A 25,761-nucleotide genomic window follows, 5' to 3' on the forward strand; every position below is an offset into this window, starting at 1 on the left:
CCCAAACCTCCGTCCAAGCCGGAGGCTTCTTCGCACAGCTATCCCGATCCCGAAGCAAGGGTTCCGGCTAAGCGCTTACGATTAAGTCTCACTTTCATGCTCCTTTAATTGCGGTGCGAAAAAGCTACTGAGGCTGTGTGACAGTCGATTGAATGCGGTGCTGTGCGCGATGCATTGGCACCATTCGCTGCAGCCAGCGGCTGCTCAATAATTAATGGACGTCTGCGCGAAGATGCCCTCGGCACGCTTGTCGCCGGCAAGCCTGAATCGGTATTGCAACGTCAGCTCCCAGTATGAGGGAGGCGCGATATACTTTGTCTCGCCAAACCAGTAGCGGATCGAGCCACCGACGCCTGCGGAGTAGGCGTCGCGAACCGCGAATGAATCGTCATAGCTGGCCGCAATGACAGCGTGCGGGAAGAACACGAGGTTCGTGCTGATCGGATCCAGCCGGAAGCTATGGCCAAAGCGCCCCTCGAACAGACCGACCAACTGCGTCTTCTCGAAGAAGCGGTCGACCTCCGTATAAATGTACCAAGTCGGCCAATGGGTATCGATCGCCCGCAAGTCGGTCCCCACCGTGTAGGAATACGCTGCTCTAAGCAGCGTGTCATCGCGGGCCGCGTCGCCGAGCCTGAACAGCTTGTCGACCTCGAGAACGAGGTTGTGATCGGAGAACGGTTTCCACCGTGCGCCGGCCATGCCCTGCGTCGTGCGCAACCCAGTAGGGCCGCCGGCCTCGTCGTAAAGGGTCTCGAACACCCGGCCGAAAACTTCGAATAGAGCGCCGTTGCGGTTTCCGAAGGCTTCAGGTCGGTAGTAAACTTCCGATCCGAACTGGGATGTATAGGTACTTGCCGGCGAGTTAATCGTCAGGAAGGGGTTGGGTGCTGATCCAACCTTGCCGTAGGAAATCGAGCTGTTGACCCCCCAGACGCGCGTCAGATCGGCGACCGTCCGACGCGTCTCGAACAGCTTCTGGTCGTCGATATTGATGCGACCGTCCGCTTTCGCGTCGATGCCTTCTTTCAGATAGGCGATGGCCTTCGGATTCTGAAATTGCCGCATCGCCGTGTAACCGGCATCGATGGTCGCGCGGGGAGGAAGTGCACCACTGGCTTTGGCGCGATCGAACAGCTCCAGCGCCACCTTATCATTGCCGACCGCAACTGCGATGTAGGCCACGTCCGCGTCCCTGATCGAGCGGAGTTGGCCGCGCGCGATCGCCGCATTGAAGATCGCCCGTGCTTCGGGCTTGCGATCCAGTTCCAGCAGCGTGTTGATCTGCGCCTGGATGGCTCCATCCCGCTGAACGTTGGTCACCGACAGGCGCTCGGCGGACCTGAAGTCTCGCAAGGCCTCTTCCTTCCGGCCCAGGCCTTGATAAGCGTAGGCGCGCCGGATGGTGAATTCATAATCAAGGCCCCCGCGTGGAATGGAGCGCAGCGCCCGTTGCAGATCCTTGGTCTTCAGCGAGGTGTCGACCAGCGCGAGACGGACATTCCGAACTTGCTCGGCTGGAAGCCCTCGGGCAAGTGCGGTCTCCCAATCCGCCATCGCACCCTTGTCATTGCCGATGCGGCCCCGCGCAAATCCGCGCTGGGCGTAGATCTCGGCGTTGGCCAGGCCGTCCGCGATCGCACGACTTGCTGTGGCTTCGGCCTCGGCCGGCCGGCCGGCCGTGAGCTGCAGATTGATCAGCAGCAGCCGGGTGCTGGCGATCTCGGGCGTGTCCGCGATCGCCTTCTTGGCTTCGTCGATCGCGACGCCGTAGTTCCTGGCTCGGCTGGCCTCGTAGGCCTTTCCAGCCGCTTCGATGCCCTCGGCCTTCTTGTCGATGGGCGTGGCAACGCTTTGAACGAGTGGCGCCCGCAGGCTGCACACCGAGCCATATGGCGTATCGCGGCAATCCTGCACGGGCATCGGCATGAGCTTGCCGTCGCCCTTCAGCGTCGCCTTGCCTTCGGCCGCGGCATCAGCGTCGCCGATCCGTGTGACAACCAGCTGGTCCGTTTTGGGATATGGTTGAAGCAGGCTCTGGACCGCTCGGGCGTCGCCTGACGCAATGGCCGCGTCGGCAGCAATCAATCGGATCTGCTTTTTTTCGGTGTCGGTGAGGTCGGGAAGACCGAGTGCCGCATTAAAGTCGGCGACGGCGAGGGTCCTGTTGCCGAGCTTCTGGTAAATATAGCCCCGCCAGACCACCGGCACGTAGTTGCCGGGATCGAGCTTGATCGCCTCCGATGCGGTCTCGGCGGCACCTGCAAGACTATTGTCGGCGAGTTGGGCCGCGAGCAGGAGCAGGCGGTAGGACATCACGTCCGGCCCGTACTCCACCGCCTTGCGGGCAGCACGAATGGCGGCCTTGGGGTCACCTCGCTCCAGCGCCTTATAGCCCTCGCCAGCCGGCTGCTGCGCAAGGCGCTGGCGAATGCTGGCTTGTCGGGACTCCAGTTCCTGGTTCGCGGAAAACGTCGCGAGCGCCGCAGTGGTCGCCTGCTCAGCCGACGTGAGATTCCCCGCCGCAACGAGCGAGTCAATCAGCAGCAATCGCAAACGGAGAATATCGGGTCGCAAGGCGACCGATGCCTCAGCCCGGCTTGCGGCCGCCTGGTAGTTGCCCCGTCCAAACGCCTTATAGGCCTCTTCGGCAGAGGTGTAGGCTTCACCTTCGAGCGGACGATCCGGATCAGCGGTTTGGGCTCCGGCCGGGCCGAACAAGACGAGCACAAGCAGAAGACTGCCGAAGGCAGCCCGCAGCTTACGTCGTCCCGGACGTTCTGCACCCCAAACAGTCATGGCCCCCACAGGCGAATAAAACTAACGTCGTACAGATTAGCGGAGGGGGTGATCTGGCGGAACCGGAATTTGATGTCCGACTGCAACAACACCTTCAAAAGTCATGCTTTTCCGGGTTGTGTTGCGCAATTGCTGCGGTAATTTCCCAACAGTTTCAGGCAGCAAACTACTCGTCAGGGAAAATTAAGCTTTTCATCGATTTTTCAAAACATCCGTAACCTTGGTTCGCCACTCGACTGGGCTCAAAATACTTGGTTGAGCCCATTCGCCGACGGCGTCGGGTCCATTCTGAATTTGCGCCTCGTTGAACTGCCAGACGAGATACCTGAGCGAAGACGTCGTGAATTCCGCTGATTGGAGATATTGCATGAGCGTGGCCCAAGGCCCGACATCTCCAGGATTCCACTTCAGGCCGACCGGCCTGTCGATCCTGTTCGACAGGCGCTGCGGAAAGCCGAAATAGGGTTGCACGAAGCTGTTGCCGACGACGGCGACCGGGGAGGGATCTGCGTCGAGCAGCCCGGCCGCAGGTTTGGTGATGGCCCGGATGACGTAGGCTTCCGGCCCAATGGCCCGCTTCCGTTCCGGCGGAAGGAAATTGGCAGCTAGGTCGCCAAGATGCCGGTCGTTCATCCATTCGCCGAGCTGCGCTCCACTTCCCGCGTTGCCGGGAAGCGGTTCTTGGGTGGTGATCGCACCGGCGATAAGGTCCGCGGTTGCTTCAGCGGCGAAAGTCGTCCAGTGAAAATCGGTGCGGTAAAAGACCTCCTTCTTGCCGGCCAGGACCGTCTTGAAGGCATCCCTGATATCTGGTGCATTGACTTCCGCTGCGCGCAGTTCGGTGAGCTCTCGGTCGTAACGTCCCCGAACGGCATCCGACATCGCTGATCCGTCGGGAAGCAGGCTTTCGTAGTAGCGCGGCTTAAGCGGCACAATTGCCACAATCAATTTGACGTTCTTCTGGGCCAGCAGGCGTCCCACTTCCGAAATAAGCTTGATGGACGCTTGCTCGGCGTCAGGGCGGGCTACCGTGAGGCTCTCCCATCCGGCAAAGAGCCAGTCGGATTTTCCCTCGAGGACCGCATCGCGCGCCACTGCGAATGAAGTGAGCGCAAAAAGCGCAGCTGCAGATGCCACCATCAATCGGATCACGCTCGGCCTCACTGGATCACTTGATTTGGCGCATGAAGTTTTTTTCGGCTTCGCTCGGCGAGGAGACCAAGGACCGCATCGGCCACTCCCATATCACAGCCTTGACCTTCTCCAAGCTGCCGGCTCGCTTGTCCAGGGTCTCGATCAGTGCACCGGCGAAGCCTCCGCCTGGCTGGCTGACTTGCGCCACCTCCCTGGAGAGAGAGGTTTCGAGGTATTCGAGGAATCCTGAATTTAACGAGAAGGAAGACCCGGCAAGAATGATCTGCGGCTCCGGCGGGTCGTCGAGAAGCCCACCTGATCGCGAGACATCCACCTTAACCTCGCGCTCCTGCTCGGGCCCCGGCGCGAGCAAATGTGGCGCGTCGGTCAATCCGGACAGTCGCGCAAGGTCGCCCGTGCGCCGTCGCATGGACCCGTCCACAAGTTTGATCGCGTCTTGCCTAGGATCGAGCGTGCCAGCGACAGCCTGTGCGATCTGCTCGGCCGCAAAGCGTGCGCCGGTCTGATCCCAGTGAGTGTCTGTCTTCCAATAGCCTGGCTTCGGCCAGTGATTGCGGAGGTCAACGACAAGCACGCCGTCGACGCGAGCGAGCTCGTTCCAGAATTGGTCTCGTAGCCGTGATTGCGTCGCTCTGATGCCGCAGAGCCTAGCTTCGACCTGGTCTGCCTTGTCGGGTACAGGGACAATAACGAGACGCGCTCCCGACTGCTTGATTGCTCGGACCAACCGTTGCAACATTTCTGCTCGGAGAGCCATGTTGTCGCGATCGTGACGTTCGGCTCGCAGTTCCTCCATGGTGTAGAGCCAATCACCGCACCCGGCGCGGACCTGGGGGCCGGCGTCGCCCAGTACCCGATACTCCAGCCCAGTCACGAGGCCGTCCAGTGCGGTGCTTCGCGGCACTGCTCCAAAGATCGTCTTGTCGACGTGCTGGGCAAAATGGCCGTTGGTGAGATCGCTTACGGTCGTCGTTCTCAGCACTTCGCCGAGCGCTTCGTGGCCTCTGGTCAGCACCGCGGCCAGCCCTGAGAAGATCACTGCGAGTACGAGGAGAGCCCTGATCATCACGCGTGCCCTAGAACTGGAAATACAGGAAGGGAATCACGGTGCGGCTTTGCATCGTCCACAAGGCGCAGAGCCACAAGAGCAGAGCCAATTCGAACGGTGGGCGTGCGATATAGCGCCGCAACGGGTAGTCGGGCAGCGCCGGCGCGTAGACCATGAGCAGACCCAGGCAAAGCGTCAGCACTTCAGTTGGCCTCGCCGACGCAGTCATCGGCGACGAAAAGGACAGTCCGTTAAATCCCAGCAGCCCCGACATCATCGTTTGGGCAACGTGCCAGTCCTGGGCACGAAACAGCAGCCAGCCGATCATGACGAAAGCCATCGTCAGGACGTGGGAGACGAGTGTTGGGATCGCGGGCGCCCCGGCTGCGCTCCAGAGTCGTGCTGCGATCAACCCTAGCCCATGCCAAACGCCCCAGACCAGAAATGTCCAGCTCGCGCCGTGCCAGAGGCCGCCGAGGGCCATCGTCACCAGCAAGTTGAAATAGGAACGAACCCGGCCTACTCGGTTTCCGCCGAGTGGGATGTACAGGTAGTCGCGGAGCCAGCTCGACAGGCTGATATGCCAACGGCGCCAGAATTCGGTGATCGATCTGCTCAGATAGGGATTGTCGAAATTCTCCGGAAACTTCAAGCCGACCATCAGGCCCAGCCCGATAGCCATGCTGCTGTAGCCGGCAAAATCGAAGTAGAGGTGCAGCGTGTAGGCGGTTACGGTCAAGACGACGTCTGCCGTGCTTGGGTTCGGCAGCGCATAGCCGGCATCGACGAGTGGCGCGAGCGTATCTCCGAGCAGCACCTTCTGAGCAAAACCGAGCATGAAGCGGCGCCATCCTTCCGTGAACTCAGAAAGATCGAACGAGCGCGACGTCAGCCGTTCCGCCACCGACTGGTAACGCACCACGGGACCTGCGACGAGATGGCCGAACATGGCCTGATAGGTAGCGTAGTTCACGAGGCTGGGCTCGGCTGCGACGGTCTTTCTGAAGACGTCCACCGAGTAGGAGATTGCGCCGAACACGAAGAATGAGAGGCCGATGGGCAAAGGAATCGCCGTCCAATGTCCAATCGGGGCGCCCAGGGCCAGCAGGCTTTCAGCGAACAGGTTGGCGTATTTGAACCAGACCAGGCTCGCGAGAGGCGCAATGATGGCGGCGAGCAGGGCGATCCGACGTTCTCTTCCTGCGCTGCGGACGATCCAGAGGCCCGTCGCCCAGGACCAGCAGGCGATGGCAATGAGGAGCGGAAGAAAATCGAACCGCCACCAGCCATAGAAGATCAGGCTAAACAGCAGGATCGTGGCATTGCGGAAGCGGGCAGGGATGATCGCATAGACGAGCAGAAATACAGGCAGAAAAAGAAAAACGAAGGAATCGCTGACGAATACCATCGGCGTGCGACCTAGCGCTCTCGATAGGGCTCGGTCTCATCCAATTGACCGGTAAGACGAAGCCGTTCGGAATCCTTGCGAAGGAATATGCTGTAGTAATCGCCGGCACGCAGTTGAGGCAGCGTCAGGGCGGCGTTGGCTTCGCCGCAGGAGCCTTCGAGCTTTGCGGTTACGGGATTGATCGTGCGAGACTGAACGGAGGCAAACTGAGTTTGCTGAAAGATCGTCGGTCCATCTGCAATTTTTAGCTTGGCCGTGCATCCAGGGACGAGATTGAAGAAGCGCAGCTTGGCTTTCAGGCCGTCGCTGGAGTTCTGGCCCTCGTCAATGGATTGGACGCTCCAGGCCAAGTTCGTTTTTGAGATCACCAGGGTCAGGTACGCTTCGGCGCCCGGCACGATAACTTTCGAAATTGTGGAACCGTCGACCGACAGGTTTAGGGGCTGGTCTCCGGGAACGGCGCGGTAGAAGCTCGCTCCTGAGGCCTCGTTGATCTGCAGATCCGCCGAATTCACCTGAATCCGCAGGAGGGCGCTGTCGGGCGCGGCAACCACCCTTATGAGCGCATATCCTGGCGGCGGCTTAGTGGCATAGAGGCGGCCGACGTCCTGCGCGCGGCTCGTAGCGGCGATAGCCATCGTCAGCGTCGCGAGCAGTGCGGCAAAGCTGCACGACAGGTGACGACGGTGACCGCAGAAAAATGAGAAAAAGGCCATCTTGGGGTTTGGCTTGATGAATCGAGCCTGCGCTACATAGCATCCAACCTATGGAGCGAAAATCCGAACTATCCGTGTCGCTTGTCGCATGGGAAACAGAATTGGTTAGCAAGACCTTTTTATGAGGTCTCCCGAAGGTGTTTCTGCCGGGGTTGATCACAATCCGGCAAGCGGCGGAATTGCCTGGACGGGGCGTCAGCGCCGTCTCCAGGTGCCGTTCGGACCGCCAATGTGGCAGATACATCGCAGCCGCGGCCTAGGAGCCGCTAGGCGGCCTTGGTCCGGTCTTGGCAGTCTTGTCCTGTGGATGAGAGGCCATTAAGACTGTTGGTGGCAAACGACCATGAATCGGGCGGATCAGAGGGGCAAGTCTATGGTGAAACTGGCTGGAGCAATCGCCGGTCTTTCGATGATGCTGGCAGGTGGGGCGTCCGCGGCGCCGCTTCTGGCTCAGACCACGACCCCTCATTCCAACCTGGCGGTTGAGCAAGTCAAAGTGATCTGCAACGAGGGCGGGCACTGCTACCGCCCCCCGATCCGCAAGCCAGTCGCACGCTGGGTCTATGGGGACGGCAATTTCTATGGCCCGTATGATGGCCCCGGCAACTACGGTAATCCGCGGCTGAAGTATCGGGTATTTCCCTACTTTTGGTGGTAATGCGCTGCGATTGGCGCGCATGATCAGCCTTGGCCGGACCAGTCGACCGGCGTTCCCATAGTCCCGGAGCTTTGCGATGACCGGTTTGCTCACCCCTAGACAGTGGACTTTGTCCCCAGGCAGGGCCATCTGCGCCGCTTTCCTTTGCGCGGCCATGGCAGCGACAAACCCTGGGCGCGCCGCAGAGAACGGACCGTCGGCCCCCGCGTCCGCAACTGCACCCTCGACCCCGCTCAACGATTTTCGCAGCCAGCTCGGCGATGTGCGCAAGAGTCTTGAGGGCGTAAATGCGAGGATTGAGGAAAAGACGAAAACGATCGAAACCTTGTCCAAGCCTGACGCTGCGAAACAGCAGGTCGAGGAGCTTCAGGCCCTGATCTCCCAGACCCTGGGTCTGGTCGCGGACAACGGCGAGATTGCGAAGCTTGGGGCGCTCGCCCTGGGATATGCCCGCTCCAAGCAGGAGCAGATGCGCAACGATACCAAATTCACGCCGTCCGAACGGCAGGCCCTGCAGAAGCGCTGGGATCAGAACGTTGCCGAAATGGTGAAGGCGACGGACGAATTGGCAAAAGCCGGTAACGAATTCACTCAGCTTCTGAAGACCGTGCAGACCCGGGGCGACTATGCGGCCGAAGTGCTGGAAGTCGAAAACGCAGACGAAATGGTCCGCGTTGTCCGCAATCTCGCCGGTGACGTGCGGGGAGCCTCGGAAGGATTGAAGCTCTTCATCCGAAGCCTCACTCCGCCGGAGTCATGAGGCCGAGTCTGAGCCTATCGATCTTTCTTGTGGCTGGGGTGGGATTGGCCGGTTGTGACTGGCGCGACGAAACGGGCTTTGTGGAGGTGAAGAAGAGCTTCGCCACCATGGCTGCCGGTGACATTCTGATCCTGAATTCGGCCCCGTTGGATCTCGGTGCGCGGAGCAGTCTTGTGGTGCAACAGCCCACGGGCACTGCCAGCATTCAGGTCAAGCACGGCGAGACAAGTCGAAAACTCTGCGAATTTGCGGTTCGGAAGAACCGCGTGGTGACCGTGACGCTGACGTCAGCGAGCGCGTCCCTTCGGTGTTCGGTCCAGTCTTAGGACTGTTGATCCACCACGGACGACGTCTCCAGGTTTTTCGACCACGCCGGGGGCCCGCGATGGTCCGCCAATTTCGGCTACGCCCAAAAAAACCGGCACGGTGTGAGATCGAGCTCACCACTCTCATCAATCCATTCGTGGGGGCAAAAAGCGAGTGAGTGGGGGCAACTGCAAGCCCGTCTCTTGTGATGGCTTGTCGTGTACCCGACCCGATCGATCCCTTCCGCTCGCCGCTTATCGGATCGAGATGCATCGCATCGTGCACGGCTGTAACATTGGTGATCGCAGTCCAGCTAGCCAAAATCAAAAATCACAATGGGGTCGAGCTTACAGAGCGGAAGGCTGGCCCCAACTGTAATCGTTGCTGCATTTGCACAGTATCGACACGCATTCGTACGTTGATCGACACGATGTTGCGCTATTCGACCGACGGGCGCCCGGCCAATATAGCCAATATAGGTGGGAACGAACGGTCTGTGGGCTGGTTTTGGTTCTGGGGCATGCAAAAGGATATTCCGTGAGTTGGTTCCTGATCCTCGCGTCTGTGCTTGTCCCGGTGGTCATAGCCGGGCGGGCTCACTCTCGCTATCTGGACGGTCTGCAGGCGGATCCCGAGCGCCAGTTGATGTCGGGAAGCAGTTTTGAGCGGTCGGTTCCAATGCGGCCGCTCGCGCATGGCTCCAGCAAGCAACGTTGGATTTGAGCTGAGGTCGAGGTCGCGTGACTCAGGCATTTGGTCGCGAAGCCGGCGCTGATTTCCTCGGCAATCGATGCAGACGGCAATACTACGTCATCTCGCGCGGATACATTTTTGGCAGGACGCACGAATTGCCATAAACGCCGCCGGACTGGTCGAGATCAAGTTGTCGCAGCGATATGCTTGCGGTCGTGTTCGCCATAGGCGCGGCCAATGCCTAGACCAATCGCCCGGAGCTAGATCCAAGTCTGCAGTTCGCGATGCTCGATTTGTGTGACTTTGGGCCTGTTATCTTTTCGTCGACGCTCCGGCTTTGAGAAACCAAATGCAGTGAGCATCGCCATGAAATATCCAGCCAGCATGCGTCTCCCTCCAGCGAAATATTAATTGGAGAGGCTATGCTCTTGCAGCCAAATAAATCAATCGTGGTTCTTCCTTAGCCCTGACTGTGAATCTTACTGCCGATCAGAGCGCGCTCATCAAAAAGATATCAATATCAAAACGAGAAAAGGCCGCGCAAGCACGGCCTTTTTGTCAGCATTCCGAAGCTAAATTAGGCGACGCGCATCGCCGAATTACGGCGCCGATATGTGATGAAGCTGACGCCGGCGAAGCCGAGAATCATCATCGCCCACGTGGAAGGTTCAGGCACGGCCGTAACTGTGAAGACAAATTGTTCATCGGTATAATTATTGTCAGTCCAACATGTCTGATGCAGGCTGAGATCTTCGAAGCCCACATAGGTGCCGGCGGGGATCTTCCCATCGCCGTTGAAAGCCGTCGAGTAGACGTGGTTCACGCCATCGGAATTCATCTTGACGTCGGAGTAGTAGGTGTAGCCGGTCGTCTTGACGTCGATATAGAAGACCAGTGTGTCGCCGACGCTGACGTTGCCAAATTTATACGCCTGTCCGTACGTACTGCTATGATTGTCTAAAGCAATACCTCTGTCCTGGCCGTTGACGAGCAAGCCCAAGCTCTCGCTAAAGGAGGCGCCAGAACCATAAAAATATGCGATCAGCGATCCGTTCGAGGTCGAGGTGAAAGTGTAGGTAGTCGGGTTTTCGGTGCCGGGGTTCGGGTAGACGACGTCTGCTTTCGCAGCTGTGGCTAGAGCAAGCACAAGCATGGCTGCGGCAACGCACGTCTTGATCATCACAGGCCTCACGCGTTAACATTTTAATATGGTTATTTAATTATGCATATAATTTATTGAACGTCAATTAATTTTATTTGAGGTGTCCTTTTGAACGAGTTAAATATCTCAAGGGGCCTGCCACGCCTTGCCTGCCACGCCTTGGAAGGCGGCTTGTTCCAATGTACGCCAGCTCAACAAGCCGAGCTGGAGCCGAGCTGTGAAAAACTACCCAAGCTCTCGCGCGCGCCTCTTCGGGGCTGCCACGGCTGCCAGCCTCGATGTGAAATGTCGCGAGCGCTGAACGTGGAGTTCAGCTTGAGCCACCTGTTCACGCAACGAGATGACTTCGGACATCAAACTGAGCAGATCGCCTTCGGAAATCGCTTCCTGCAAAATGACAAAATGATATGTCTCATCCGATATGGGTTTTTGAAGATCGATGAAATTGCGTTCGCACGTGGAGGAACGTGAGGATAATTTCCTGGAGAATGAGACGTTCCAATGGGTTCCGAGGCGTGTGTCGGCCGGTAGTCTGCGATTTCGCCCTTGCTAAGGTGCCGGCCTGCAACCATCTGTCCCTGGTCCATATAACCTGCCCTCAATTAAATAAGCTATTGACCGTGATTAAAAAATCGCGAAATATGACATTCATTTTAACGAATTATCATCTCTCTTCGGCGAGGAAGTTGGTTCAGGTAACGGCATGGCTAGGGGGAACGCTGCGCTGCGTGGCTTCTCTGCCGGATGTCGAGCAACTCTGGACCCTCGAAACCCGAACCCTCGCCGAGTCCTCATATGGGGCAAGCTATGGGCCGAGCAGAGCTTCACCTTTCCGATCTGCGACGCCTCCAGCAGGCGCTCGAAAATATTGCGTCCGACCTCGATGAAATCGAAGGACGCTCCCATACGCGTCTTCGTGACCTGGCAAAGATTCTGAATGAAAGCCCCGGTCGGAGCCTCGAAGCCTGTATGTCCAACTTCGAAATCGCGCTACGGGGCCGCCTGGCGAATTAAGGCGTCTTGATGTGGTATCTTCGCGGAGCGGTCAACGCGCCTGCTTTGGGGCGGGGTGTGTGATGCCGGGCCTTCTAACGTGTGGACCATCTGTTTTGTTTCGGCAGATATGCGTCTTCGTTCTATCCGGGCATGCTTTGGCGTCTACAGCGGTTTGGGGCGGCGGGACGTTGGAATTTGACGATGAGCATATGCTGTGGCCAGACTTCGCGAGTACATACGCGTCGTTGCCTCGATGCTCGCGGCCGTGCGGGAGTCGAGCTGCGGGCTGCAACAGCCCTGAGCCGCTCAGTTGCGTCAGCAAGCAATCCGCTAGTTTGTCAGGGCTGACTTAGACATTCGCTGCACCAGCCGGAAATTCGATCATCACAGATCCTTTCGTCAAGTATCCGATCGCAGCAACATTTCCGCTGGGAACAGCATCGAAGTTGCCGGGTGATCCGCCGGGCGAGATCATCTCGTGCCTTTTACGAGTTCGACATTTGCGCTGGCGGCCCAATATTTCAAGATGGCGACCCTGTTTGGGCATCTGAGCGCGAGCGAGCGCATGAGGCCGCTTTCGCTGTCCGAGATCTCATCGTTTCACACGTCGTTCGGCAGCCGTGGCTTTCGACTGGCACGCCGGAGCGGGATCATGGCAGGCTTGCATGCCCACGCCTCCTCCTGTGATACACCTCTAGATCGTAATCCGTTGAAGTTCTCGTAACTGATCGGCTCTTCGACGAGCACTGCTGCCTGATGTGCAGCCAGGCATCTGCGCGCGAGTAATTTCGAAGCGGAACTTGATTGGAAATGCGGCAACAAGCCCATTGGTGTGTCGGCGTTGTGACAAGTTTTCTTGAGTTGCAATCCATCAAAGTACAGCTCGTGCAATCCTTGCATCGCAAAAAGTTTTGCGTGCGACGCCACAATGTCGCTGCGATCATTCAACACCTTCTCTCGCGGGGAAGAGGCGAATCTTCAGCATCACGATGAGCGCCAGATACTCTCTCGATACGCAGAGGTTCGAATGGCTGTTGCAACTTATGGTTCTGAAGGCGCGCATGCGCTGTTGTCTACGCGCGGCAACGCGCTCCAGAGACCGTTTCAGATCGTGATCATAGCTGCTGACTTTCTGCTGATCCTGCTGAGTTATGTGATTGGGGCTTCCCTCTATGGTGCAGCGGTTGGTTTACCCGCTGATGGCGCGTCAGTAGGAGCTGGGTTGTTCGTCGCCGTCGTATTCGTCACGGTCGCCTATTTTCGGGACATCTATGCTACGCACCGTTTGCTCGATTTCGTCTGGCAGCTCCGAAAGGCGCTCTTCATTTGGTTGACGTCGCTGACGATTCTGGCCGTCGCGGCTTTCTTGTTGAAGTCGACGGACAATCTGTCCCGTGGCAGCGTCATTGTCTTCGCTGCGATCGGTGGCATCGGCCTGATTAGCCTACGCTTCGTTTGGCAAGCCGTGTTCGGCACAAGCTTTGCGAGAAGTCGGCTGGTCGATCGCAAGGTGATCCTGCTAAGTCTGAAGCCTCTCGATTTCACTTCGAGCCGCTTCAAGGACTTGCGGCGGAACGGCTTCGATGTTGTTCGCCATTTCGTCCTCGGAATCGATCCTGATGATGGCCACTGGGAACGACAGATTCGGGACGTCATCCGCCAATCGCACTCGGCCGATGTCGATGAATATCTGCTCGCTATCGACTGGAATGAGCTGCAGATGCTTCGCAAGATCGGGCCGTATCTGCGGGCTGTGCCGCAGCCGATACGCCTGCTGCTGGACGATCCGATCGCAGATCTCGTGGCCCGTCCCTTTCTTCCGGTCAGTGGTACCGTCGCGGTTGAGATTCAGCGACCGCCCCTTAGCATCGTCGAACGGCTGCAGAAGCGATGCCTCGACGTGGGGGTGGCCCTGTTTGCGCTGGTGCTCCTGACGCCGTTGGTGCTGACTGTTGCCATTCTGATCAAGCTGGATTCGCCTGGAACCGTCATTTTTCGGCAGTCACGCCGCGGGTTTAATGGCAAACCGTTCGAAATCTGGAAATTTCGCACGATGACGGTCTGCGAAGACGGTGAGACGATCAGGCAGGCAACCAAAAGGGATGCGCGGATCACCAGGATCGGGCGCTTCCTTCGCATGACGAGTATCGACGAACTGCCGCAGCTCTGGAACGTGTTGCGGGGCGATATGTCACTGGTCGGGCCGCGTCCGCATGCGCTTGCCCACGACAACTACTATGACGAGCTCATCAGCAAATATGTCTATCGCCATCACATGAAGCCGGGTCTGACGGGCTGGGCTCAGGTGAATGGATTCCGCGGCGAAACGCCGACGATCGACCTGATGGAAAAACGGGTCGAGTATGACGTTTGGTACGTCGGTAATTGGAGCATCTGGCTCGATCTCAAGATCATGGCGCGCACGGCCTCGGCTGTGCTGTTCCAGGAAGCTTACTGAGCCAAGATCTCAAGGCGGATCACCAGGGAACAGCAAATCGGCCCCGGGTTCAGTTACGTGGCGGCTTCCGAAAGAAGCGAATAATCGTGTCGCCTAGCGCGATAAGCGGTGGTGCGAGGACGAAAAAAGCACCCATCGCGACGGAAACGATGACGTGCCGAAGCAAGAGCGGTTCGTCCGGTTCTGCTTCTCTCTGGCTCCGCTCGATGACGGCTGGCGAGAGCGTTTTCGCACGAGAGGTCGGCAGCGGTTTGTGCGGGCGAATAACGAGCATGACGAATAAAATGTTGAGCAGAACCCAAATAGCCAAAATTGTGAGGACGATCCGCATACCAACTCACCGGAAAATGAACGAAGAAATTGGTTCGAAGCTAACCTTTTGGAACTCGGAAGACAAGATGTCCAAATTTTCGGCAGTCGAGGCGCGTCAATCCTGCTTCAGGCTAAGGCAGAAGCTGCATCTTGCGAATTCCGGACAAATACGGAGATTGAGTGGCGGCAGAGTTCCGCATGGGGGCCCCACCAGCCCTTATTGGGACCAGCCAAGATGCGCCTTCTGGTATCGTACCCAGGCGATCCGGATCACGGTCGGTAGGTCGGAATGACGCGGCACGAAGTTCCCCCCTTTTTGCGCGGCAGAGGGGTCGGCCACGAGATAAGTGGGGTTCGCCGGCGCGGCGCGGCTTGACGGTGTGCGCCACCTCGCACCCGCTCTTCTGCCTGATGACGGTGAGGATCTCGCGCACCGAGAAGCCCGTGTCGGTGCCAAAATTGAAGTCCCGTTTCCGCGAGCTCCAACTCCGCGAGCTCCAACTCCGCGAGCTCCAACTCCGCGAGCAAGGTCGGCGACGTGGATGTAGTCGCGGATCGCAGTGCCGTCGGGCGTGTCGTAGTCGTTGCCGAAGACGGCAAACTCGACATGGCCCTGCAACGCCATCAGGGCGCGCGGAATGAGATGGGTCTCGTTGTCACGCAATTCGCTGATGCCGCCGGCCGGATCGGCGCCACTGGCATTGAAATAGCACAGGCAGAACGCACCGAAGCCGTAAGCTGCGCGCGGTAGGGCGAGCATGCGCTCGATCATCCATTTCGACGGGCCGTAGGAGTTGATCGGCGCGCAGGCGAAATCCTGCGCGCCTTGGAATCGGCATTGCCATAGACGGCGCCGGTGGAGGAGAACACGATGCGGTGGTGGCCGGCGCTGCGCATCGCCTGAAGCAGCGACAGCGGGCCCTGCACATTTTGATCTAATATTTCTGCGGGTCGGTCACGGACTCGCTCGACGAGGCTCGCCGCCGCGAAACGCATCACCGCCCTGATCTCGAGCTCGGCAAAGGCGCGCCAGCGCAGCGCGATCGAGGAGGGAGGTATCGCCCGTCACCAGCTCACTGGCAGTGAAGTTGCGATGACCTATCGAGAGATTGTCATAAACGAAGGGCCGATAGCCGGCGGCGGCGAGGGCGCGACAGGCATGCGAGCCAATGTAGCCCGCGCCTCCCGTGACGAGAACAGCCAGTCGGTCAGTCATGCCTGCTTACCCAGAAGCGAGGTCAACAACTATCCAAGCAATTGTCGACAGCAGGAAGTCCGCGAAAAGCACAAGCAGAGCGAGCTTGAGCCATGGGGGATGTTTGCGGCGCAAGCGCACGTAACGTCGATTCGATCGATTTGATGGACTGGAGACAGCTATTCCAGAAATGGCCGGATGTCTCAAGGTAAGCGATCTCAACAAATGCCTAGTATCCCAATATGAATCGGCTAGCCAGCTATGTTGTCAAGCATAGACTTATCGGTGTCGCTCGTAAGAGAAACAATGGGAGCGACCTCACGGTTTGAGAAGTAGTAACGCTCAAGGTTACGAGAATTCTGCCGCGAAGCCGCGCTGCGCAGCGATCATTTGGACGTCGTTGCGGATCGGGGCTACTTTAAAGGTGAGGAAATCCTGGCATGCGAACAGGCCGGGGTCGCGGTCACGCTACCCAAGCCGCAAACCTCGGGAGCCAAGTCGGCAGGCCGCTTTGGGAAACCTGATTTTGTGTATTTGGCCAAGGACGACGTCTATCGCTGCCCGGCCGGCGACAAGCTGGCGCACCACTTCACCGCTGGTGAAGATGGCCGGAAAATGCGGATTTACTTGACGAAGGCGTGCCGCACATGCCCGCTCAAGGATCAGTGCACGACGTCCAACGAGCGCCGCATCAAACGCTGGGAACACGAACACGTCGTCGAGGCCGCGCAGACCCGGCTCGATCAGAACCCGCAAGCCGTGCGTGTGCGCCGCGAAACCGTCGAGCATCCGTTCGCCAGACTGAAGATGCGAATGGGTGCAACACACTTTCTAATGAAGCGGTTGCCCAATGTCGCAACCGAAATGGCGCTGAACGTACTCAGCTACAATATCACGCGTGTGCTGAACATCCTCGGCGTCGAGCCATTGCTGGCGGCCATGCGAGCGTGAGGCGCGGGCAGCGGGCTCAATGGCGACACCGACCACCGCCTACCTTGCATGGAAGTGATGCGGAGCTGCGTTTTTACACAGCCTGGACCCTAAGCAGACCTCAGTCGAGCTTTAGCGAATGCAGATCGTGGCCCGAAGCGGTTCAGAGCTCAAGCGGCCGACAACTACCAATGTGACGGCCTCGCATCCCGGCAGATGTGCAGCAACTGCCAGAAGGCAGGCAGCGCCCGGCCGCTACACTGAAGCAGCTCGCGCGGCGCCCGTGAACGGTGCCCTCCCATCGCGTCGAGTGCTTCGAGCCCGAAACCCGCCCCGCAATTGAGCCGGATCGGCGAGAAATTAGGCAGTCGTGGTTCTTGACAACCGGGTTCCGATTAAGGAACCTTTGAAATTATTAAATGATATATATGGGGCGCGAAATGAATTCGAAGATTTTGGGCGTGGTTGCTGGGCTGGCCTTGTTGGGGCAGGTTTCTCAGGCTTCCGCTGCAATGGTGAACATCACCTACACCGGAACTGTAGCCGACGGCTCCTATGATCAGGGGGTGTTTGGAGGTAACATCGTCGGCGCCAACTTTACCGCGACTTTCAAGTTCGATACATCAATCTCCGGTGCGTTTAATAGTTTTAATTCTGCGGGAAGCTACATCGTCGGAGGATCGGCATTCGGTGGACCGGCGCCCGGCCTTTCTGCTGCGCTCACGATCAACGGTATTACGCAGAGCTTCACGCCATCGTATGACAGTCAGATTTATGCGGCAAATGACGGCACCAACTCGACCCAGGAGCACATAGCCGGCAACGATTTTAATCAAAACTTCATCGAAGCATCGATCACCAACCACGGGACTCTGCTGCCGGGGACTATCGATGTGCCGTTCTCTTATATTGTTCAGCCAGGCGACTCGATGCAGGGCGATTTCCATCTGACAACTTTAGGCCTGTACTCGGCACAAGGCTCTCTGAATCTCACGAGTGTTACTGAGACTGTAGACGGCGTTTCTGCCGTGCCCGAACCCTCAACTTGGGCAATGATGATCATCGGCTTCTACGGTCTTGGCTGGATGGCATATAAGCGCAAGAACAGCGCGGTGATCACCGCTTGATCTTAGGTCGACAATATTCAACCGAGAGCCGCCTTTGGGCGGCTTTTCTTCTGGCGGAGCGACTTCCGGGGGTTGGCCGCAGCTAACCTTCGCGGCGGTGTCCGCTTATGACCCCATACCGGAAGTCGCCGTGCTTCACTCAAAATTGAGCATTCGCGGGGTTGAAGGTTGATATGCGTTTCTTTTGCAACCCGGTGACGCCACTCAAGCGCGCTCCTGGACATGGTCCTGGCCTGAGCACTCATGCGCAAAAACTTTTAGTGATTGACTATCGGCCCAGGAAGGCTCACACGCAGGGTCGCTCTCGCAACGCCGCGACGGAGCATAGGCAGCAAGCTTGATCGCTCGTGATCCAGAGTAGGCGGGAGAGACAATCATGACATTGAAGCCGAGCTTGGGGCGCCCAGCCCCGGCGCGTAGAGGCGTGTTCGCCTTAGCCATTTTTTCGCTCGCACTAGGTTCAAGCGCAAATCCATCTCTCGCGTCGAGCATCAGTATTGTAGAATCGCCAATAACCTTGGCTGGTTTTCCGGACACGCAGGTTGGGCAATTTTCGCAAGAGATAATAACAGCCACTCTCACCCAAATTCCAAATATCGACCACGTGCAGCCGTGGAACTTTTCGGCTGAACCTTCCGCGCTCGGCATATTCTCTTTTCATCCATTGAGCGGTTGTTTAGGCTCTCTCTCTTGTTCTCTCGAAGTGACTTTCACGCCCGCTGCCGTCCAATCCTACGGCATTAACTTCATTTTCGATGCTAGCGGCTTTTTCACAGACGCGCATGGCCAACACGAGCAGTTTTTCGCGGAAGGCAACAGACTATTCGGAGGCAAGGGGATTTCGCCTGTGGTGGCGGCCGTTCCCGAACCCTCTACATGGGCGATGATGATCCTCGGCTTCGCAGGCACCGGCTTCATGGCCTATCGCCGGAAGTCAAAGCCAGCATTGATCGGCGCGTGATCTAAAATCATCATGTGTGAATTTGAGAGCCGCCTTCGGGCGGCTTTTTTGCGCAACTATCATCCGCCATGTCCGGGTTTGAGCCGTCCCGCGCACGGTAAGTGCGCCCTTGCCACAGGGACAAATTCAAATGTTGGATAAAACAGCTGAGCTAACTGACGCTCCGGTTGACCTTCGCGAACCGGCCGACCTTCTCTTCCCTCTCGCATTCACTGCAATAGCCGGCATCGCCACGCTAGTTTGGCTTGCCGCGATTGGATGGTTGATCGTAAGCGCTTAGCCGGAACCCTTGCTTCGGGATCGGGATAGCTGTGCGAAGAAGCCTCCGGCTTGGACGGAGGTTTGGGATGGGATTGGACAGCAAAAAGGACGTCCATTTGGACGGCTCATCGGCGGGGGCGGTGAGCCGGCTGGAGGTTCTTGAAGGGCCATCGGGGCGCCGCGTGCGTTCGGAAGCTGAGAGAGCCCGGATCGTCGCCGAGAGTCTGCTACCCGGCGCCCAGGTGTCCGAGGTGGCGCGCAAGCACGGAGCGACGCGCTGGCAGATTTACGATTGGCGACGACGCTTTCGACAGCGAGGCATGTTGGCGCCGTGCGAGGTATCGCAGTCGACATTCGCACCGCTGGTCGTGGAAAGCGCGTTGAAGGAGCGTCACGTTCCGGCGATCAAGCTTGAGATCTCGATCGGTGATGTCGTGCTGCGGACGGACACAGCCATAGATGGCGAGCAGCTGTCCCGGGTGATCCGCGCAGTGCGAGCGTCACGATGATCGCGGCCGGTGCCGATCTGAAGATTTACATCGCGACGCGGCCGATCGACTTCCGCTGTGGCCACGATGGGCTTGCGGCGAAGGTGCAGGAGATGCTTCGTCTCGACCCGTTCAGCGGCGCAGCCTTCGTGTTCCGATCGAAACGAGCGGACCGGATCAAGATTTTGGTCTGGGATCGAACGGGCCTGGTGTTAGTGCACAAGCGTCTCGAAGGTTGCAGGTTCGTTTGGCCAACGATTGCAGACGGCGTGATGCGCATATCGCCGGCGATGTTCGCAGCCCTGTTCGAGGGGCTGGATTGGAGGTTGGTCCGCCCGGAAGAAGCGCGACGTCCCCAGGCGGCTGGATAGCTGCGGCAGAATGACTCGGCAGCTATTTTGAATGTGGCACGTGCGGCGGCGATGTGCTCGAAATAGCGCATGAGCATCGCGGCGCTGCGCGACGAAAATGAACAACTCAAAGCGCTTTTGGCGCAAACGCAGGCGGCGTTGAGCGAGCATCAGGGGGCGCTGGCGGCGTCGGAGGAAGCGCGGCGTCGGCTGGAGGTCATCCTCGGCGAATTGCGACGCGAGAAGTTCGGCGCGAAGTCCGAGAAGCTGCGGCCAGATCAGTATCACTTACCGCTGGAAGACGTAGAGATCGCGCAAGGCATCCTGGACGCCGCGCAGGAGAGAGCCGAGGCTGTGATCAAGGGCCGATCGCGGAGCGTGCCGGATCAAGGTTCTCATCGCAATCGCGGCTGCTTGCCTGCCCATTTGCCGCGGGTGGAACGGATCATCGAGCCTGCGAGCACGCTCTGTCCGTGCGGTTGCGGCGCCATGACGAAGATCGGCGAGGACGTCAGCAAACGCCTCGACGTGATCCCGGCGCAATGGCGGGTGTTGGTCACGCGCCGCCCGAAATACATCTGTCGCCGCTGCTCGGGCCCTGTCGTGCAGGCGCACGCACCGGAGCACGTCGTGCCCAGCGGGCTGCCGACCGAAGCGGCCATTGCGCACGTGATCGTCTCCAAGTTTGGCGACCATACGCCGTTTTACCGTCAGGCCGAGATCTATGCGCGCCAGGGGATCCGGCTTGATCGGGCAACACTGGGCAACTGGTCCGGCCGCGCCTGCTTCCATCTTCAGCCCATCGCGGACCACATGCGCCGCCGCCTGGCCATGGCGGATCGTCTGTTCATGGACGAAACCACGGCGCCGGTGCTCGATCCCGGGCGAGGCCAAACGAAGAAGGGCTACTTCTGGGCGATCGTCTCCGACGACCGCGGCCACAGCGGCCCAAGTCCGCCGATCGTGCTGTTCCGATATGCCCCCGGTCGCAGCGGTGCCTTCGCGGAGCAGTTCCTGGACGGCTTTGGCGGACGCTTCCTGCAATGCGATGCCTATGACGGTTATGACCGGCTGACCGAAGTCGCTCGACCGCAAGGGCCATGGACGCTCGTGCATTGCTGGAGCCATTTGCGCCGGCGCTTCGTTAAATTGGCCCGTAACAGCAAATCGCCGATCGCCGAGGCCGCCGTTCGGCACATCGCGCAGCTTTACGCCATTGAAGCCATGGTACGCGGTGCATCGCCGGACACGCGGCTGGCCGCCCGCAAGGAGCATTCGTCGCCCCTCATCGCTGCTTTAAAGCCGTGGTTTGAGAAACAGCTTTCTATGATCTCCAGCGGTTCGACGCTCGCCGAGGACATCCGCTACGCGCTCAATCACTGGCAAGGGCTGACCCGCTTCCTCGAAGACGGGCGCCTCGAGCTCGACACGAACCCTGTCGAGAACGCCATCCGGCCAGTCTGCCTGACCAGAAAAAATGCGCTCTTCGCGGGCCATGAAATTGGGGCTGAAAATTGGGCCTTGCTGGCGTCGATCGTTGCCACCTGCAAGCTCAACGACGTCAACCCGGCTGCCTACATCGCCGAAACACTCGAGGCGATCATCGACGGCCATCCCCATAGCAGAATCGAAGACCTCATGCCGTGGCGATTCCGCAAAACGTCAAGCCTGCCTCAATAGGGTCCCGGCTGAGCGCTTACGGTTGATCTGGCACCCTCTTGCCCTCCTTGCGACATGGCTTTTCGCTTAGCCCCGACCTTGAAGAAAGACGAAGGCATGACGCCGGCTTCCGGCAGCCGTTATTCTTCGCCGGAAACTCACCGCACCCGACCCTGGTAAAACGCCGCACGCCCGGATTAAGCTGACCCACTTCCGCGCAATCGCTCTGGTATGGCGTTGTCTTTTCCGCGGCGCTGGCGGATATCAAAGCGTTCGTCGCGCTACCGGTAAAGAACGTTGAGTTCCGTGCCGGGACCCCACGATTTTCTTATTGCAGGGAATGTGCTTGCGCACGTAAGTTGCTCCCCGCAGAATAATCTGACGCATAAAAACAAATGTAATTTGGGGCATTGGAAATGATCTACAAGGCATTGGTGGCTGCGGCCGTCGTGGCGTTCGCGGGGCTGAACAGCGCTTCAGCGACTGTGGTGGACAATACTACCCTCACGACGGGATGGCATAACGGCACTTGAACGGTCGACGGCCATTTCACCGTTGACCAAGAGAACGGCGTCGAGTTGGGACTACGGGCGGCAATTCGCTTCGTGGGCCCCGTCACGCCTTCAGGCGACGTGTATGTGGCTCCCGTCAGTACACTCGGATCAACGCTTGCTCTTTGGAACTTTGAATATTCCTACGACGCTGGCAGCAATGCGGGCACAACGACTTACATCACGATCGCAGACAATCATAATCACACGTTCGCAGATTTTCCGCTTTTCGTTTTCGACAACACTTTCGCCGGTACTGCCGCACAGAACAGCGAAAACATCGGGTTCTTTCCTTTCACAATTGGCGCGTTTGATCCGACCGCCCCAGCAATCTACTCAATCGATCTAGCGACGAAGGACGCCAATGGCGCACTCCTCGCATCAGTCGACATTCAAGTTAACGTCGGCGCTGTCCCCGAACCGTCCACCTGGGCGATGCTCATCCTCGGTTTCTGCGGAGTGGGCTTCATGACCTACCGTCGCCGCAACCAGGCGACCGCGCTTACCGCAGCCTGATATTCGGCCCCATCAGCGCAGCAGGAAGACAGCCTAAGGGCGCTCTTCTTGTTTGCGTCGCAAATTGACGCAACCGGCGCAGAATGGGCGGCTTTTTGTAGGAGTTGTCCAGTGCGCGTATTGCTCATCCTTGGCCAGGGCCTGTTCGCGCTCAACCACTTCTGACAGCGATCGATCTCCGCGGCCGCATCGGCGCAATCCTTGCGCCAAGCCTCGTACATCGCGGGTGTGTCGACGGCTTCGGCCTCGTGTGATTGGACACCTTTCAGCTTGGCCTGCGCCCGAGCAAAATCCATGCGAGCCGCGTCGAATTTCTTTTCTCGTCGTCATCATCCATCCACTATCAAACTGAACTCCTCGACCGCATCAGCAAAGCAGTACGAGGCGGCGTGCTTCGAAGCGGTCGACGTCTCGAAGATAGAGTGCCGAAAGGAAGAGGCCGAAGCCCGCGTGCAGGCCCTTTACGCCTTCGAACATGATCGAGAAGCACTCGCCGCGGACGGCTAGCTGGTGTGATCATCCGCGCTCTCGCCGGCTATGCTGATGTCGACAAGGACGGCTGGCACGTAAGCGCGCCAATCAAAGCGGCATCGATCCTCGGCCGAGGCCTCGCCGACGCCGTGCTTCGCGTCGCCGGCATCGCAACGTAGCAATCGCTGGAGCGGCGGTCTCTCAGCCGCCGCTCCATCATCCGATTCAGAGTCCTCTGTGGCTAGCTCGACGCGTGCAGCGCGGGTTGAACGTGCAAAGGCGCTGGGCCGCGCTGCCTACCGCCTGGCGCGCTCCGCTACGATCGCGGGCAACCTTGAGGTGAGGGCGAGGAAGCAGCCCATAGAATATCGGCGCGGCCTCATGTTCACTGAGCTCTGGGAGCCGTGGCGCTCAAGCGCCTTCGAGACGGAGTTCTCTCGCCTCCGTGTCACCTATGCTGGCGAGCAGGTCCTCGAGCTGCGGTGGAATCGTGCCAACAATTTCTCGGTGGTGCTGTTCAAGCTTGGCGGCTGGAAAACCGCGCTTTAGGGCCCAGCATACGCCTCTTGCCTCTATGCCACAACTTGGCATGACGTGGCTCGGCGATATCACCGATCTCGCAAATGCACACAAGATCGAAACGATACATCAGGCGACATCGGGCTCGGCAGGAAGCCGCGGATCGCATCCTGGCTGCCAGGACTACAGGCGGGCCGAGGACGGATAACCGGCTTGCGAAGCAGATCAGGCGCGCTATCGATCGGTCGACGGCGCCGGCACGCATTTCATAGCCTCGGGCTGCTCCACGAAGCGGTAGTACAGAACACCCTGCTCGCGTTCCTCGACAAAAGCGTGCTGTGCAGACAAAATTGCGGCTTCGATGTCAGACTGCGCCCTGAGCGACAGCATCGGCGACTTTCGACGCTGCGTCGCGGCGCAGGGCCGTTTCGAGTCCACTATTTTGTTCTCGGTCTCGCACCGCGCGCCGCAAGGCGCGCGCTTCGATCGTCATGAAAAACGGATTGATGGCGATCTTTCCGGTGCCCCCAAAGAAAGCAGGCTATAAAGTCTAATATAATCAATGCTTTAACGAGATCTGTCTGCCGATTTTGCCGAAATATCCCGAACCCATTGTGCGGACGGGTTAAATCCAGTAGATTTACAAATGTTTAATGTCGCATGTTCAAACGCTGGGGTATTAAAATGAATATAATTCGCTCGACAGTTGCAAGTGTAGTGTTAGTGGGATCGGTTGCTGCTGGTAGCTTTGCATGCGCAACCCCTGTCACGGCCGTCATCAATACCACCGGCAATTTGTCGGTTGCGATCGGGCAAAACAATTCGGCAGACGAGGTCAAGGTCTTTCTTGATGCTGATATCGCCAAAACGATTGCGGGACACCTTGGTAGCCAGATCGGCACGCCTTCCGTGACCTTCACCAGCCCGATCAATGTCGATGCCAAAAATGGCTTCGCTTCCATTGACGCCGTGACATCAGTCTATCACGACCTTACACTCACGATCGCGAAGGGCTTCACATTTACTGATTTGGTTTTCGATATTCTGAGCCCAAATCCGTTCACGATCACCGCCTCAAACGGTGGGACGGCGAGCCTTAGCAATCTCCCCAACGGCAATACCGAATTCACGGCGCTCTCGATCAACGGTACTAGCCTGACTTCGATTAGCCTCCACTCGGACCTTGGTTTCTCTCAGATCAAGCAGTTCGAGCTTTCCGGTGTGACTGCTATCGCCGCAGTGCCTGAGCCGACTACCTGGGCGATGATGCTGCTTGGGTTTAGTGGCATTGGCTACCTTGCCTACCGCCGTAGGGAATCCTCCGCAGTCCGCCTGGTTTAGCGAAACGGCTCGCCAACCTCTTCGGGGAAAGGCCGCCTCACTCGGCGGCCTTTTGTCGATGACCGCACGCATTGCAAGCGGGGGGAGCATTGTGAGAGTGGATGTCGATAATGCTGATCTCCGAGAACTCTTGGCGTTGTATGCTCAGATCCGAGACAATCTTGCTAAGAAACTCGAGGCTGAGATCGGCCTCATAGAATCGCGCCTGACCAGGTTGCGTCAGGAGCGCATTCCCAGCCGTCGGTTGACGGCGAACGAGCGGATGAGGCCAGGAACTCACGCAGTACCGTAGCCCTTACTGCCGCACATTGCCGTAGCTTAGCGCGACCGCGCGCCGTCCCTAAACATTTGTTATGTTAGCGATTGCGAATCGGGAGCCTCACATTGAGGACTGGCAACCCAAAATCATGGTCAGATGAGGAGGTGAACCTGTTGCGCCGCCTTGCCGAGCAAGGTGTCTCCTCTGCCGTCATTGCAAAAAGCTCAATCGTTACATTAGCTCCATTAAGCGGATGGCCGGTAAGTTGGGCTTGATACTCCGAAAGTAAGCTGCCTGAGGCGGTCCCCCGCTAAAGTGACTTGGGTCGGGCTTCAGCGCGTCAAGGACCGCGACGCGTGCCGCAAATTGTGCTTCGTCGGGAGAAGAAAGCTTGTCGAGATGAAGGGGCGCGCGGCCTGCTGGCTGCCGTCTTGAACGGTAACCCTGGGGTGTCACGGGAAGCTCAGCTCGCTTCCCTACCTGACGTGCATCTTCTCGGCAATCGCGTAGAGCAGCACAAAGATCGGCAGAAAGATGAGGAACCAAACCGCTGTTTGATCGGTTCGCGCGAATTCGCGGTTCGGATCGGTATCCGTTGCGTGAGGTGTGGTGGAAGGCGGCCTAGCGGGTCGCCGTCGTCTGGCGAAGCGACCGAGCCGCCG

23 protein-coding genes and 5 pseudogenes are annotated in these 25,761 nt (G+C 58.5%); 17 read left to right on the forward strand and 11 right to left on the reverse strand.

Annotated features, from left to right (window positions below):
• Positions 1 to 204 precede the first annotated feature (204 nt).
• The 5 genes from V1280_RS43595 to V1280_RS43615 form a co-directional block, all read right to left on the reverse strand.
• A complete protein-coding gene (locus V1280_RS43595) occupies positions 205 to 2,799 on the reverse strand; it encodes an NfrA family protein (RefSeq protein WP_334537163.1) in 2,595 nt (864 codons plus the stop codon).
• A gap of 192 nt (positions 2,800 to 2,991) precedes the next feature.
• Positions 2,992 to 3,951 (reverse strand): alginate O-acetyltransferase AlgX-related protein, encoded by a 960-nt coding sequence (locus V1280_RS43600; RefSeq protein WP_334537165.1) that lies wholly within the window; start codon positions 3,949 to 3,951, stop codon positions 2,992 to 2,994.
• Positions 3,952 to 3,967: 16 nt separating this feature from the next.
• Positions 3,968 to 5,020 (reverse strand): alginate O-acetyltransferase AlgX-related protein, encoded by a 1,053-nt coding sequence (locus V1280_RS43605; protein WP_334537167.1) that lies wholly within the window; start codon positions 5,018 to 5,020, stop codon positions 3,968 to 3,970.
• Between the two features lie 10 nt (positions 5,021 to 5,030).
• Positions 5,031 to 6,410 (reverse strand): MBOAT family O-acyltransferase, encoded by a 1,380-nt coding sequence (locus V1280_RS43610; protein ID WP_334537169.1) that lies wholly within the window; start codon positions 6,408 to 6,410, stop codon positions 5,031 to 5,033.
• An 11-nt stretch (positions 6,411 to 6,421) separates the two neighbouring features.
• Positions 6,422 to 7,126: an alginate O-acetyltransferase AlgF gene (locus V1280_RS43615; protein WP_334537171.1), complete on the reverse strand. Its 705-nt coding sequence runs from the start codon at positions 7,124 to 7,126 to the stop codon at positions 6,422 to 6,424.
• Positions 7,127 to 7,499: 373 nt separating this feature from the next.
• Between V1280_RS43615 and V1280_RS43620 the strand changes: the two genes are divergently transcribed.
• From V1280_RS43620 to V1280_RS43630, 3 genes are all read left to right on the forward strand, one after another.
• Entirely contained in the window at positions 7,500 to 7,784 is a 285-nt protein-coding gene (locus tag V1280_RS43620) for a hypothetical protein (protein WP_334537173.1), read from the forward strand.
• Positions 7,785 to 7,860: 76 nt separating this feature from the next.
• Positions 7,861 to 8,544, forward strand: coding sequence for a hypothetical protein (locus V1280_RS43625; protein WP_334537174.1), 684 nt, complete (start codon positions 7,861 to 7,863; stop codon positions 8,542 to 8,544).
• Entirely contained in the window at positions 8,541 to 8,870 is a 330-nt protein-coding gene (locus V1280_RS43630; RefSeq protein WP_334537176.1) for a hypothetical protein, read from the forward strand. The genes V1280_RS43625 and V1280_RS43630 overlap by 4 nt, the downstream gene beginning before the upstream one ends.
• 1,250 nt (positions 8,871 to 10,120) lie before the next feature.
• On the opposite strand, the pseudogene V1280_RS47005 reads toward V1280_RS43630, so the two are convergent.
• Positions 10,121 to 10,228, reverse strand: a pseudogene (locus V1280_RS47005) (PEPxxWA-CTERM sorting domain-containing protein); the annotation flags it as partial.
• A 585-nt stretch (positions 10,229 to 10,813) separates the two neighbouring features.
• Here V1280_RS47005 and V1280_RS43640 point away from each other — a divergent pair.
• Positions 10,814 to 11,176, forward strand: a complete 363-nt coding sequence (locus V1280_RS43640; RefSeq protein ID WP_334537180.1) for a hypothetical protein — start codon at positions 10,814 to 10,816, stop codon at positions 11,174 to 11,176.
• Positions 11,177 to 12,301: 1,125 nt separating this feature from the next.
• Here V1280_RS43640 and V1280_RS43645 read toward each other — a convergent pair.
• Positions 12,302 to 12,649: a hypothetical protein gene (locus tag V1280_RS43645; RefSeq protein WP_334537182.1), complete on the reverse strand. Its 348-nt coding sequence runs from the start codon at positions 12,647 to 12,649 to the stop codon at positions 12,302 to 12,304.
• 79 nt (positions 12,650 to 12,728) lie between these two features.
• Between V1280_RS43645 and V1280_RS43650 the strand changes: the two genes are divergently transcribed.
• Entirely contained in the window at positions 12,729 to 14,159 is a 1,431-nt protein-coding gene (locus V1280_RS43650; RefSeq protein WP_334537184.1) for an undecaprenyl-phosphate glucose phosphotransferase, read from the forward strand.
• A 49-nt stretch (positions 14,160 to 14,208) separates the two neighbouring features.
• Here V1280_RS43650 and V1280_RS43655 read toward each other — a convergent pair whose 3' ends face one another.
• The 3 genes and pseudogenes from V1280_RS43655 to V1280_RS47015 all read right to left on the reverse strand — a co-directional run bounded on the left by V1280_RS43655 (position 14,209) and on the right by V1280_RS47015 (position 15,675).
• Positions 14,209 to 14,490, reverse strand: a complete 282-nt coding sequence (locus V1280_RS43655) for a hypothetical protein (protein ID WP_334537186.1) — start codon at positions 14,488 to 14,490, stop codon at positions 14,209 to 14,211.
• Positions 14,491 to 14,688: 198 nt separating this feature from the next.
• Positions 14,689 to 15,243, reverse strand: coding sequence for an NAD-dependent epimerase/dehydratase family protein (locus tag V1280_RS47010; RefSeq protein ID WP_442895202.1), 555 nt, complete (start codon positions 15,241 to 15,243; stop codon positions 14,689 to 14,691).
• Positions 15,240 to 15,675 (reverse strand): annotated as a pseudogene (locus V1280_RS47015) (NAD-dependent epimerase/dehydratase family protein). The gene V1280_RS47010 and the pseudogene V1280_RS47015 overlap by 4 nt, the downstream one beginning before the upstream one ends.
• On the opposite strand from V1280_RS47015, the gene V1280_RS43665 reads away from it, so the two are divergent.
• From V1280_RS43665 to V1280_RS43715, 11 genes and pseudogenes are all read left to right on the forward strand, one after another.
• Complete coding sequence (locus V1280_RS43665; RefSeq protein ID WP_334538672.1) at positions 15,565 to 15,831, forward strand: hypothetical protein; 267 nt, start codon at positions 15,565 to 15,567, stop codon at positions 15,829 to 15,831. The pseudogene V1280_RS47015 and the gene V1280_RS43665 sit on opposite strands and share 111 nt — an antisense overlap.
• A 225-nt stretch (positions 15,832 to 16,056) precedes the next feature.
• A pseudogene (locus V1280_RS43670) lies at positions 16,057 to 16,617 on the forward strand (transposase); the annotation flags it as partial.
• 419 nt (positions 16,618 to 17,036) lie between these two features.
• Positions 17,037 to 17,723: a PEP-CTERM sorting domain-containing protein gene (locus V1280_RS43675; RefSeq protein ID WP_334537188.1), complete on the forward strand. Its 687-nt coding sequence runs from the start codon at positions 17,037 to 17,039 to the stop codon at positions 17,721 to 17,723.
• 853 nt (positions 17,724 to 18,576) lie between these two features.
• A pseudogene (locus V1280_RS47020) lies at positions 18,577 to 18,684 on the forward strand (PEPxxWA-CTERM sorting domain-containing protein); the annotation flags it as partial.
• Positions 18,685 to 19,031: 347 nt separating this feature from the next.
• Positions 19,032 to 19,454, forward strand: a complete 423-nt coding sequence (tnpA, locus tag V1280_RS43685; protein WP_334518652.1) for an IS66-like element accessory protein TnpA — start codon at positions 19,032 to 19,034, stop codon at positions 19,452 to 19,454.
• Positions 19,451 to 19,804, forward strand: a complete 354-nt coding sequence (tnpB, locus tag V1280_RS43690; protein ID WP_027545641.1) for an IS66 family insertion sequence element accessory protein TnpB — start codon at positions 19,451 to 19,453, stop codon at positions 19,802 to 19,804. The genes tnpA and tnpB overlap by 4 nt, the downstream gene beginning before the upstream one ends.
• A 69-nt stretch (positions 19,805 to 19,873) precedes the next feature.
• Entirely contained in the window at positions 19,874 to 21,463 is a 1,590-nt protein-coding gene (gene tnpC, locus V1280_RS43695; protein WP_334518647.1) for an IS66 family transposase, read from the forward strand.
• Between the two features lie 941 nt (positions 21,464 to 22,404).
• Positions 22,405 to 22,509: pseudogene (locus V1280_RS47025) on the forward strand (PEPxxWA-CTERM sorting domain-containing protein); the annotation flags it as partial.
• 294 nt (positions 22,510 to 22,803) lie between these two features.
• Positions 22,804 to 23,016, forward strand: a complete 213-nt coding sequence (locus tag V1280_RS43705) for a hypothetical protein (protein ID WP_334537194.1) — start codon at positions 22,804 to 22,806, stop codon at positions 23,014 to 23,016.
• A 5-nt stretch (positions 23,017 to 23,021) separates the two neighbouring features.
• Positions 23,022 to 23,159: a hypothetical protein gene (locus V1280_RS43710; protein WP_334537196.1), complete on the forward strand. Its 138-nt coding sequence runs from the start codon at positions 23,022 to 23,024 to the stop codon at positions 23,157 to 23,159.
• 202 nt (positions 23,160 to 23,361) lie between these two features.
• Positions 23,362 to 23,529, forward strand: a complete 168-nt coding sequence (locus tag V1280_RS43715; RefSeq protein WP_334537197.1) for a hypothetical protein — start codon at positions 23,362 to 23,364, stop codon at positions 23,527 to 23,529.
• A gap of 204 nt (positions 23,530 to 23,733) precedes the next feature.
• On the opposite strand, the gene V1280_RS43720 is transcribed toward V1280_RS43715, so the two are convergent.
• Positions 23,734 to 23,889, reverse strand: a complete 156-nt coding sequence (locus tag V1280_RS43720) for a hypothetical protein (RefSeq protein ID WP_334537199.1) — start codon at positions 23,887 to 23,889, stop codon at positions 23,734 to 23,736.
• A gap of 270 nt (positions 23,890 to 24,159) precedes the next feature.
• Between V1280_RS43720 and V1280_RS43725 the strand changes: the two genes are divergently transcribed.
• Positions 24,160 to 24,840 (forward strand): PEPxxWA-CTERM sorting domain-containing protein, encoded by a 681-nt coding sequence (locus tag V1280_RS43725; RefSeq protein WP_334537201.1) that lies wholly within the window; start codon positions 24,160 to 24,162, stop codon positions 24,838 to 24,840.
• Positions 24,841 to 25,761 lie beyond the last annotated feature (921 nt).

The sequence above is a fragment of the Bradyrhizobium sp. AZCC 2230 genome, from assembly GCF_036924495.1.
Lineage (GTDB): Bacteria > Pseudomonadota > Alphaproteobacteria > Rhizobiales > Xanthobacteraceae > Bradyrhizobium > Bradyrhizobium rifense.